Source organism: Marinobacter sp. (genome assembly GCF_040882185.1).
Classification (GTDB): domain Bacteria; phylum Pseudomonadota; class Gammaproteobacteria; order Pseudomonadales; family Oleiphilaceae; genus Marinobacter.
On record NZ_JBBEBW010000002.1, the window covers coordinates 531,580 to 542,307 of the forward strand.

At 54.2% G+C, this 10,728-nt stretch carries 10 protein-coding genes; 4 read left to right on the forward strand and 6 right to left on the reverse strand.

Annotated elements, in window-relative coordinates; genetic code table 11:
• Nucleotides 1-78 precede the first annotated feature (78 nt).
• Entirely contained in the window at nucleotides 79-930 is an 852-nt protein-coding gene (locus WEB64_RS03570) for a 6-pyruvoyl tetrahydropterin synthase family protein (RefSeq protein WP_368061754.1), read from the reverse strand.
• 79 nt (nucleotides 931-1,009) lie between these two features.
• Here WEB64_RS03570 and WEB64_RS03575 point away from each other — a divergent pair, with 79 nt between their 5' ends.
• Entirely contained in the window at nucleotides 1,010-1,636 is a 627-nt protein-coding gene (locus tag WEB64_RS03575) for an NTP transferase domain-containing protein (RefSeq protein ID WP_368061753.1), read from the forward strand.
• A 113-nt stretch (nucleotides 1,637-1,749) separates the two neighbouring features.
• On the opposite strand, the gene WEB64_RS03580 is transcribed toward WEB64_RS03575, so the two are convergent.
• Nucleotides 1,750-2,286 (reverse strand): hypothetical protein, encoded by a 537-nt coding sequence (locus tag WEB64_RS03580; protein WP_368061752.1) that lies wholly within the window; start codon nucleotides 2,284-2,286, stop codon nucleotides 1,750-1,752.
• 136 nt (nucleotides 2,287-2,422) lie between these two features.
• Here WEB64_RS03580 and WEB64_RS03585 point away from each other — a divergent pair, with 136 nt between their 5' ends.
• Nucleotides 2,423-5,347: an insulinase family protein gene (locus WEB64_RS03585; RefSeq protein ID WP_368061751.1), complete on the forward strand. Its 2,925-nt coding sequence runs from the start codon at nucleotides 2,423-2,425 to the stop codon at nucleotides 5,345-5,347.
• A 24-nt stretch (nucleotides 5,348-5,371) separates the two neighbouring features.
• Here WEB64_RS03585 and WEB64_RS03590 read toward each other — a convergent pair whose 3' ends face one another.
• Nucleotides 5,372-6,187, reverse strand: a complete 816-nt coding sequence (locus WEB64_RS03590) for a pyruvate, water dikinase regulatory protein (RefSeq protein ID WP_368061750.1) — start codon at nucleotides 6,185-6,187, stop codon at nucleotides 5,372-5,374.
• A gap of 185 nt (nucleotides 6,188-6,372) precedes the next feature.
• On the opposite strand from WEB64_RS03590, the gene ppsA reads away from it, so the two are divergent.
• Nucleotides 6,373-8,748: a phosphoenolpyruvate synthase gene (gene ppsA / locus WEB64_RS03595; protein ID WP_368061749.1), complete on the forward strand. Its 2,376-nt coding sequence runs from the start codon at nucleotides 6,373-6,375 to the stop codon at nucleotides 8,746-8,748.
• 24 nt (nucleotides 8,749-8,772) lie between these two features.
• Nucleotides 8,773-9,261: a ribonuclease E activity regulator RraA gene (gene rraA, locus WEB64_RS03600; RefSeq protein WP_368061748.1), complete on the forward strand. Its 489-nt coding sequence runs from the start codon at nucleotides 8,773-8,775 to the stop codon at nucleotides 9,259-9,261.
• Between the two features lie 67 nt (nucleotides 9,262-9,328).
• Here the strand turns inward: rraA and WEB64_RS03605 are convergent, their stop codons facing one another.
• From WEB64_RS03605 to WEB64_RS03615, 3 genes are all read right to left on the reverse strand, one after another.
• A complete protein-coding gene (locus WEB64_RS03605) occupies nucleotides 9,329-9,631 on the reverse strand; it encodes a PilZ domain-containing protein (RefSeq protein WP_368061747.1) in 303 nt (100 codons plus the stop codon).
• 35 nt (nucleotides 9,632-9,666) lie between these two features.
• Entirely contained in the window at nucleotides 9,667-10,338 is a 672-nt protein-coding gene (locus WEB64_RS03610; protein WP_368061746.1) for a TIGR04211 family SH3 domain-containing protein, read from the reverse strand.
• A 106-nt stretch (nucleotides 10,339-10,444) separates the two neighbouring features.
• The coding region (locus WEB64_RS03615; RefSeq protein ID WP_368065517.1) for a YciI family protein at nucleotides 10,445-10,728 on the reverse strand (284 nt) is incomplete at its 5' end.

The following is a 10,728-nucleotide window of genomic DNA, read 5'->3' on the forward strand; positions in this document are numbered from 1 at the left end:
GGTTTTATCGGGTGCTCTACAAAAAAACCGCTCTTGAGCGGTTTTTTTGTGTCTGTAATTCAGAATCCTGACGGGCGGCTAACGCAATGCAAGCGCGCCTTTTCCCACCCCTTCAAAGGCTTTCACCTGAATTTCCTCATCCGGACACAGGGTTTTACATTGTGCGGCAATGTGGTCAGCGATCAACTCTACGGTGGTGTCAGTCGCGATCATATAAACCCGTTGGCGTGGCAATGTCAGATTGAATTCTCCCTGATTGGCTTCGTAGTCAAAGGTGATATATGAGATGCCCTGGGCATCGACAAACTCTTTGGTCACATCTTCCTCAGAGCCTACGTAAATATCGGACCAGCATCGAGCCCAGTCTCGCTCGAGATTGGTATCACGGTGGCCGTTACGGCGGATCTGTATGGGAGAGCGGTGGCCATGAGCAATGCGCTGACAATTACCAAGGTGCTTCTTGAGGCCGTGGACATAGTGGTAATAGGCCCCATCGATCTCTTCCTCCCGCAGTTCAATGCGAATATCCTGAACATTGGCCGGAAGCACGGCTTTCAGTTCTTGTTCCAGCATGGTGGCCACAACAGAAGGCACGACGATTTCCCCGGCAATAAAAACCACTGCTTCTTGAGGGGAGCAATGGGAGATCCGGGTGCCATCTTTTAACTGCCATTCGAACCTGCAAGAGACTTCTTCATCCAGGCGAAGGCCGCTATAGTCTTGTGGAATGACCAGGCGATGGTCCACGCGTTCGTCGATTATCCGCTTGATCGTGCGCTTGACGGAGCTGAAGTCGAATACCATGCCTTGCTCATCGAGCTCACCGGCGAGCACCACATCTGCAATCCAGCTTTCGCCTACCAGACCCCTTATCGGGTCGAGGTACGCAAAATCAATGACGGTGAGATTGTCGACGAAAAGCTGATTCATTAGAACGGTCCGGTCATCGTTAGGCTTGAATGGCGATAAAATTCTACCAAAATTCCGCTAATGTGAGTGAGAAATTGTGATGGTTGAACGTCTTGTTGCTCCGCCGGGTGCTGCTTCGATACCTGCATTGGTGCTGGCGGCAGGCTCCTCGAGTCGTATGGGAAAGCCCAAGGGGCTGTTGCCGTGGGGTGAGCAGACTTTGCTTGGCCGCGCGATTGAACAGGCAAGGGCGTTGAGTTCAAACGTCTGGGTCGTTGCTGGCTGCTATTACCCTCTGATGCGCTATCGCACAGGTCGACGCCCGACCCGTTGGGTGTTTAATCCGCACTGGCGGGAAGGGCTTTCGTCCTCCCTGAAGGTAGGGCTGGAGGCTCTGCCTGCAAGGACGGTGGGTGCGTATGTGTTGCTCGCAGATCAGCCGTTGATTGCTTCGTGGGACTTGCTGCAATTGCGGTTAACGGCAGAACAGAATACCTCTTCGCCTGTCGCAACGGCGTATGGCAATCATCCCGGAGTGCCCGCTTATTTGCCGCGGGCATTATGGGCTGAACTGGCTGAACTGCGCGGTGACCGTGGAGCGGCTGGAGTGCTGGCCAGCGTCGGTGCGGTGCGAATTCAAATACCCGGCGCCGAATTGGATGTCGATACACCGGCTGACTGGGCCAAGGCTAGCCAGCGATTTAAATTTTCAAAGGAACAAATCTGATAACCAGGCAATGCCCAAGGTGGAAGCGCCATGTCCCTTGACGCCTCTTGTTCTTCTGAATGGTTAGCAAGGATCCCGTCAGTCGGTGGTTCAGGCAGGGCTCATTGCAGGCCCTATAACACTTTGGCCGGAAGTCGGTCATGGTTAAGCTGCTCCCAGGCGCGCATGTGAACATCGGCTTCGTATTGGTAAGGCGACTTGAATGGTGTCAGCACAAAGTCAAAAACCAGGAAGAAGAAGCCTACCGACAACCAGGCAGCTATAAGGGTGCTGAGGGTGTTGGCTTGCACTTCGGGATTGGCCCCGACAAACGTTTGCAGGGCAGGGAGTACGTCATTGACCAGTATTACCGGGTTGAAGTTCGATAGCACCAACGGTACCCAGAATGCTATAAAAACCGGGAAAAATCCGAACGACCAAAGTGTCCTGCGTAGCGTATAAATAGCAACGGCTCGCCAATAGCGTTGTCGAAGTTCCGGCACCTTCCGCACACGGGCCAGGTAATCGCGGCGCTCGAGCCAGTAAGCCGATATGCCGTGTTGATGCAGTGGCGTTTGCCGTAAAGCAGAACTGGCAGCAGGTGATGGTTGCGCTGGTTGAGATTTCTGCTCGGAGGCTGCGCACGCTGCATCAGGGATATCGATTGTCATAGTGGTCTGCTTTTCCCGGCTTTAGATAGAGTCTTTGACGTTTTATTGTAGTTGAGCGTCATACAGCATATCTGCATGATAATCGATACAACGTGTTAACCTACAGGCCTTAACTTGAGAAAGACGGAGTGTATTAATGACAGTAGTCAGCGAAAGCGGTGTTCATCCGGCATTTGAGAAGTTGCGCAGCCACCGGATTGCGACCCTCAATGTTACGGTCGAGGAGTATCGTCATCGCAAAACCGGTGCGCAGCACCTTCATATGGCTGCTGATAACGACGAGAACGTATTTTTTGTCGCCCTCCGTACTTTCCCGATGGACTCTACCGGCGTCGCGCATATCCTTGAGCATACGGCGCTCTGCGGTAGTGAGAAGTTTCCCGTTCGTGATCCGTTTTTCATGATGATCAGGCGGTCCCTGAACACCTTCATGAACGCTTTCACGAGCAGCGACTGGACGGCGTATCCGTTTGCGAGCAAGAACCGGAAAGATTTCGATAACCTGTTATCGGTTTATCTGGATTCGGTTTTCTTCTCCAGTCTCGACCCGTTGGATTTTGCTCAGGAAGGCCACAGGCTTGAATTCGAGAAGCCGGATGATCCTTCGTCCCCTCTGGTTTATCGGGGCGTTGTCTACAACGAAATGAAAGGTGCAATGAGTTCGGCCACTTCGCAGCTTTGGCAGAATCTTTCAAGCCACCTGTTCCCCACCACGACTTATCACTACAACAGCGGCGGCGAGCCAGATCATATTGTGGACCTTGAGTATGATGACTTGCTGTCGTTTTATCGCCACCACTACCACCCGAGCAATGCGACCTTTGCCACCTATGGCAACATCCCAGCCCATGAGCATCACGAAAAATTCGAGGCGCTGGCGCTGTCACGGTTTGATCGCCTTGATATTGATCTGCCCGTTCGGGATGAGAAGCGTCTGTTTGCACCAATCCGGGTAGAGCAGGGTTACGGCGTGAATGAGGGCGAGTCAACGGATCACAAAACTCATATCGTGATGGGTTGGCTGCTTGGCCACAGTTTTGATTTGCAGAGCAATCTCGAAGCTCAGCTACTGGCCAGCGTGCTACTGGAGAACAGCGCTTCACCTCTGATGCGTGCGCTTGAAACCACGGATATTGGCCACTCGCCATCGCCCTTGTGTGGCCTCGAAGATTCCAATCGCGAAATGACGTTTGTGTGCGGCATTGAAGGTACCGAGCCAGAAAAACAGGCGGAACTCGAAGCCCTGATTGAACAGACACTGAAAACGGTTGTGGAAGAAGGCGTCAGTCATGAGCGCCTTGAAGCCATCCTGCATCAACTTGAGCTGCATCAGCGGGAGATCTCCGGGGATGGGATGCCTTACGGTTTGCAACTGATTATGACCGCGATATCCCCCATGGTGCACGGGGGTGATCCAGTTGCCTTGCTTGACCTGGAGCCGGTATTGGCAGAGATGCGTGAGAAAATTCGCGACCGCGGTTACATTCCTGAGCTTATCCGGCGCAACCTGGTGGATAACCCCCATCGGGTGACGCTCACCCTGCGCCCAGATGACAAACTTGAACACCGTCGGCAGTCAGCCATTAAAACTGCGCTGGCGGCCAAAAAAGCGAAACTGACCGCAGAGGAAACTGCCCAGATCGTCGAGCGCGCTAAGGCCCTGGAAGATCGCCAGCAGCGCAAGGATGATGACTCTATCCTGCCGAAAGTGGATCTCACCGACGTACCTCTGAAATTGCCTGAGCCCGAGGCCCGGTACGCGGGCGATATTTCCGCTGCGCTATACGCCCAGGGTACCAATGGTCTGGTCTATGAGCAGGTGATTTTGCCGCTTCCGGCTATGTCTGATGACGAGCTGTTATTACTACCGCTCTACACAACCTGCCTGACAGAGGTGGGTAGCGGTGAGCTCGATTACCTGCAGATGCAGGACCGGGTAACGGCAGAGTCGGGTGGAATATCGGCTTTCGTCTCTGCGCGTGGGCGCATTGATGATGTTCAGAGCTTGTCCGGTTTTCTGGTGCTGAACGGCAAGGCCCTGGCTCGTAATAGGGAGGCGCTCACCCGGCTGCTGAAGGATGTGTTCAGCGGTGCCCGCTTTGACGAGCATGATCGAATTCGGGAAATGATTGCCCAGGTTCGCTCTCGCCGGGAGCAATCGGTCACAGGTAGTGGTCATGGCCTGGCCATGAGCGCTGCCAGTCAGGGCCTGAGTGCAGGTGCCTGGCTCGGGTTCCGGTTGGGCGGCCTGGAAGCAATCCGTGATATCAAGGCTCTTGACGATGCGCTGGATGAGCCGGGGAAATTGGCCAACCTGTGTTCAAGACTGGCATCTCTCCACCAGCGCATGCAACAGCAGCAAAGACAGTTTCTGGCAATCGGGGAAGAAGAACACCTCGAACCCATGGCGGAGGACCTCCGCAAGCTTTGGCAAAATGACGAGCCTGCCGCCGGAGGAGCGTGGGATATCAAGCCTGTAAGCTATCAGACTCGGCAGGCATGGTTGACATCCACTCAGGTTAACTTCTGTGCTAAAGCCTACAGCACGGTGGCAATCGACCACCCGGATGCGGCGGCTTTGACCGTATTGGGTGGTTTTCTGCGGAACGGTTACTTGCACCGGGTTATCCGCGAGAAAGGCGGGGCTTACGGGGGGGGCGCTGGCCAGGACAGTGTGAATGGTACCTTCCGGTTCTTCTCATATCGCGATCCACGTCTTAGTGAGACCCTGAGTGACTTTGATGCGGCAGTTGAGTGGCTGCAAACGGCGGAACACGATCCCCAGGAGCTGGAAGAGTCGATACTTGGCGTCGTGGGTCAGCTCGATAAGCCGAGGTCACCCGCTGGCGAAGCCCGGCATGCCTTCCAGAACCGTCTGTTCGGTCGTACGCCAGAGCAGCAGGCCCGGTTCCGGGAACGCGTTCTGGCAGTGACGTTGGAAGACCTCAAGCGCGTTGCCCGCACCTGGCTGAAGCCGGACACCGCCAGCACAGCCGTTGTGACCAGCCCCGATCATCGGGCAGTGGTAGAAGAGCTGGGTCTGGCTGTCGAAGAGCTGTAAGCAAACCGCCTCAAGCGTATTCGTTCAACGATTGCGCTTGAGGCCGGTGCTCACCATGATTCGCGTTGAAATTTCCTCGACAGAGTAGGCCGTCGTATTCATGTACGGAATGCGTTCACGGCGATACATCAACTCAATTTCTTCAACTTCCAGCATGCACTGCTTGATCGACGCGTAGCGGGAATTGGGACGTCGCTCGTTACGGATCGTCGCAAGTCGCTCCGGCTCTATGGTCAGGCCGAAGATTTTCTCCTTGTGCGGCTTTAACGCCTCAGGGAGCTGCTGATCCTGCAGGTCCTCTTCGGTGATCGGATAATTTGCCGCTTTGACACCGTACTGCAGTGCCAGGTAAAGACACGTAGGTGTTTTGCCGCTCCGTGACGCTCCCACCAGGATAAGATCCGCCTCGCTGTAATGGCGAATTCGTGCTCCGTCGTCGTTGTCCAGTGCAAAGTTCACAGCCTTGATCCGTCTCTCGTAGTTGCTCTCATTGCTGATCGCGTGGGAGCGTCCAACGGTATAAGAAGACGATACACTGAGTTCCGTTTCAAGTGGGTGCAGGAAGGTACCGAAAATGTCCACCATAAATCCGTTGGCTTTACCGATGGCTTCACGGATGTCGTTATTAACGATGGTGTCGAAGACCAAAGGTTTTGCGCCATCGGTCTGTTCTGCATGATTTATACGTGTTACCAGATCATTGGCTTTATCAAGGTCGTCGATGTAAGGCATGGTGACGCGTTCGAAATCAATTTTTTCGAATTGTGCCAGCAGGCTGTTGCCAAGCGCTTCAGCGGTCAGGCCGGTTCCGTCAGAGATGAAAAACGCAGTTCGTTTCATAATCGGCTATCGGGCTCCGTTAAAGCGTGATTTGATCAGAACCGGACGAGATCGATGCGCAGTCCGGCGGGTCGGTTGGCTAGGTAATCTTTGCAGGTTACAGTATGATACAGGCCAAGTTCGAGAGCCGTGGAGTCATTTTTGTATCACGGCTCTTTGCTTCAATGACTCAAGGGAGACGCGCTTTGGAAGAGTACATCATCTGGTTTGAGAACCTGGGCATCGCTGACGTTGATCGGGTGGGCGGCAAAAATGCCTCGCTCGGTGAAATGATCAGTAACCTTGCCAATGCAGGCGTCACGGTGCCAGGCGGGTTTGCAACGACCGCACACGCCTATCGTGAATTTCTCGCCAAAGACGGGCTCAAAGAGCGCATTGACAGCGCCCTGGATGCGCTCGATATCAACGATGTCAACGAATTGGCCCGGGTTGGGGCACAGATCAGGCATTGGGTTATAGAGACCCCGTTCCCGGCTGCTCTGGAGCAGCAGCTTGAAAGCGCTTACAACGCGCTGCGTAAGGACAACAGTCATCTGGCAGTCGCTGTTCGTTCCTCCGCTACCGCTGAAGACCTGCCCGATGCGTCTTTTGCCGGCCAGCAGGAAACCTTCCTGAATATTGTCGGGCTCGACCAGGTGAAGCTTGCCGTCAAGGAGGTATTCGCCTCCCTGTTTAATGATCGAGCCATTTCTTACCGGGTGCATCATGGCTTTGATCACAAGCTGGTTGCGTTATCCGCGGGCATCCAGAAGATGGTCCGCAGTGAAACAGCGTCCAGCGGTGTGATGTTCACCCTTGATACCGAGTCCGGTTTTCGCGATGTCGTTTTTGTCACGTCGTCCTACGGTCTTGGCGAGACGGTCGTTCAGGGTGCCGTAAACCCGGACGAGTTTTACGTTCATAAACCGACTCTTGAAGCTGGCAGGCCAGCAGTCTTGCGCCGTAATCTTGGTAGCAAGGCGATCAAGATGGTTTACTCCGGTAGCCAGGAAACCGGCCGCTCAGTCGATACCGTCAAGGTGGGCTCTGAGGAGCGGGGGCGTTTCTCGATCACGGATGCCGAAGTCTCCGAGTTGGCCAAACAGGCCATGACCATCGAAAAGCATTACCAGCGGCCGATGGACATCGAATGGGCAAAAGATGGTGACGATGGACTCATTTATATCGTCCAGGCGCGGCCGGAAACGGTGAAGAGCCGTGCCTCGGCAAATGTCATGGAGCGTTACCTGCTCAAGGAGCAGGGCAAGGTCATCGTTGAAGGTCGGAGTATTGGTCACAAGATCGGCAGCGGCCCGGTCAAGGTGATTACCAGCATCAACGAAATGGACCGTGTGCAACCTGGCGACGTGCTTGTAACCGATATGACAGATCCTGACTGGGAGCCAGTCATGAAACGTGCTGCCGCCATTGTGACCGACCGTGGCGGGCGTACCTGCCATGCGGCCATTATTGCGCGGGAGTTGGGTATACCGGCGGTTGTAGGCTGTGGCGATGCAACCGATATATTGAAGGACGGGCAGCACGTGACCGTATCGTGTGCCGAAGGCGACACCGGACTAATTTACGAGGGCAGTCTGGATTTCGAACTGCGTGAGAACACCGTTGAGTCGATGCCGGCTATCCCGTTCAAAATAATGATGAACGTAGGGAACCCGGACCGGGCCTTTGATTTTCAGTCGTTACCCAACGAAGGTGTAGGTCTCGCACGGCTTGAGTTCATTATTAATCGGATGATCGGCGTGCATCCCAAGGCATTGCTTAATTTTGACGGCCTGCCCCGGGATATTCGCCAGACGGTGGAAAAGCGCATTTCCGGCTATAGCTCACCGGTTGATTTCTATGTCGACAAGCTTGTCGAAGGAATCTCTACCCTTGCCGCTGCCTTCACCCCGAAGAAAGTTATTGTCCGGTTATCCGATTTCAAGTCCAACGAATATGCCAACCTGATTGGTGGCACGCTCTATGAGCCGGACGAAGAAAATCCGATGTTGGGTTTCCGGGGCGCCTCCCGCTACATTTCTGAAACGTTCCGTGACTGCTTCGAACTCGAATGTCGTGCCTTAAAGAAAGTGCGGGACGAAATGGGCTTCAACAATGTCGAGATCATGGTGCCCTTCGTCCGTACCGTCGGTGAAGCCCGACAAGTGGTCGAACTGCTGGCCGAAAATGGGCTAAAGCGTGGCGAGAACGGTCTTCGCGTTATCATGATGTGTGAGTTGCCCGCCAATGCGATTCTGGCCGACGAGTTCCTGGAATCGTTTGACGGGTTCTCCATAGGTTCCAACGATCTTACTCAGCTCACGCTGGGGCTGGACCGGGATTCCGGTATTGTCGCCCACCTGTTTGACGAGCGTAATGATGCGGTTAAAGCGCTACTGTCCAACGCTATCAAGGCCTGCCAGAAAGCTGACAAGTACATCGGCATTTGTGGTCAGGGACCTTCCGACCATCCTGATTTGGCCAAGTGGCTTATGGACCAGGGTATCGACAGCGTGTCACTTAACCCGGATTCCGTGCTCGACACCTGGTTCTTCCTTGCAGAAGAACACGTTGATATTTAACCGACTGATTGCAGGAGAGTAAGAGTGCCTATTGTGACCCCGGACATTTGCGATGACTATCCTGAGGTACAGGTAGTGGAGCCAGGTTTCAGGAACTACGGAGGCATCAGTGCCTTCGGCGGCGAAATCGTGACGGTAAAATGCTTCGAGGATAACTCGGTCGTGAAGAGGCAGGTGGGTTTGCCTGGCGAGGGCAAGGTCATGGTGGTGGATGGAGCCGCCTCAAAGAAGGTGGCACTGCTTGGTGATATGCTGGCCGAGAAGGCCGCTGAGAGTGGTTGGGCTGGCCTCATTATCAACGGCTGCGTTCGCGATGTTGATATCCTGGGCACCACGTCCCTTGGTATTCAGGCTCTAGGGACTCACCCCCGAAAATCTGAAAAGCGAGACCTGGGCGATCTGAACGTGCCGGTTACCTTCGGTGGTGTAACTTTTTACCCCGGTCATTACGTCTACGCGGATAACAACGGCATTGTGGTGTCGGAAAAACCGTTGAAGGTCGCTGGCGATTAAAGCCGGATTGTAGACCGGGGCTGCATCTATAGGCCCCGGTTGAATCCCTGGAAATCCGGCTGCGGGGTTATTTCTTCACTTCTGTGATAGCCGTGCCCAGCAGAAAACCGTCCCCATCCGGTGCACAGCGGAGTACCTTTACATTGGTTTCAAAGGGCGGGAAATTCTCACTTGGAGAAGGCATCAAGGTGCTGAATTCGGCACCTTCAGCCACTGGTCGATCAACGGCAATTTGCATTCCTGTCCCACTCAGGTCCCGGCAGACTGCCCGAAACTGGTGCCCGTTACCGTCCGTAATCTCGATCTCAGAATTGACCTGCATACGGTGAAAATCCCGCTTCTCGGTGTAATCCTTCATGGTCATCGACATTCCGTTCACCTTACTGGTTGTAGTTTGTACACTATTCAGGCCCAGTTATCATTCTTGCGTGACGGTTTTAGTAGTGGAATCACCACTGCCAGGAACATACCTAACAAGATCAGCCCCGCACTTAACAGCATGAAATCAGACTCGCTTTTGGCTTCGAGGCGCTCTTTTTCTGCAGTAAGGACTTCCAGGTCGTTGCGGATTTTCTGGTTGGCTTCCTGTAACTCCCGATTGCGGCGATCCAGCGTCAGTGCGTTTGCTGACACTGTTTTGATCTCCTCAAGTTCGCTGGCCAAGGATTGCGACCGATTCTCGAGGTTGTCCTCGGAGGTGGCTAACTGGTCACGTTCTGCCTGCACCGTCTGTAGTTGCTCTCGTACTTCCGAAAGTTGATTCTTGGCAGTTTCCAGTTCTCGGGTGGCCGCTGCCAATCGATCCCGGGCAATGGGTTGCTCCGACAGGAAACGGGAGACGACCCAGCCTTCCAGCCCTTGCGGGGTACGGATTCGACTGTAGCCTGACTCACTACGTTCCAGCAACTCCACCGGCGTCCCGCTACGCAACCCATTGTGCAGGATTCTGTATTCCGTTCCCTGCCCACCACGAAGGGGAACAAAAAGAGTGTCATCAATGTAAACCGTTTGGGCCTGTACTGAAGTGCAGGTGACAATGGTTAAAAGCATGAGAGCAAGCAGACGAATTAAGGTCACAAAGTACGATTCCTGCGTGTCGTGTTCAAAGGCGCAATTCTGGCACAGTTCCTGAGCCAATCAAGCCGGTCTTTATTACAAAAAGCTCATGCTAGCCAGCTACGGGCTAGGGTAAAACCCGCTTGAAAGGCTTCACCAACACGCTCTCATAAACTCCGGCTGCGACGTAAGGGTCATCGTCGGCCCAGCTCTGGGCTGCTTCCAAGGAGTCAAATTCAGCGATAACAAGGCTGCCGGTAAAACCGGCTTCCCCTGGGTCTGGTGTGTCCAGAGCTGGATGGGGGCCTGCCAACATCAGACGACCTTCTGATTTGAGAGCTTCAAGTCTTTCAAGATGGGCCGGGCGGGCCGACATGCGTAGGGAAAGACTGTTGGGAATATCCTGGCTCA

Excerpts from the sequence above, each read along its gene's own strand:
- WEB64_RS03570 (WP_368061754.1), bottom strand. The coding sequence starts at position 930 with ATGAATCAGCTTTTCGTCGACAATCTCACCGTCATTGATTTTGCGTAC.
- WEB64_RS03575 (WP_368061753.1), top strand. The coding sequence starts at position 1,010 with ATGGTTGAACGTCTTGTTGCTCCGCCGGGTGCTGCTTCGATACCTGCA.
- WEB64_RS03580 (WP_368061752.1), bottom strand. The coding sequence starts at position 2,286 with ATGACAATCGATATCCCTGATGCAGCGTGCGCAGCCTCCGAGCAGAAA.
- WEB64_RS03585 (WP_368061751.1), top strand. The coding sequence starts at position 2,423 with ATGACAGTAGTCAGCGAAAGCGGTGTTCATCCGGCATTTGAGAAGTTG.
- WEB64_RS03590 (WP_368061750.1), bottom strand. The coding sequence starts at position 6,187 with ATGAAACGAACTGCGTTTTTCATCTCTGACGGAACCGGCCTGACCGCT.
- WEB64_RS03605 (WP_368061747.1), bottom strand. The coding sequence starts at position 9,631 with ATGTCGATGACCATGAAGGATTACACCGAGAAGCGGGATTTTCACCGT.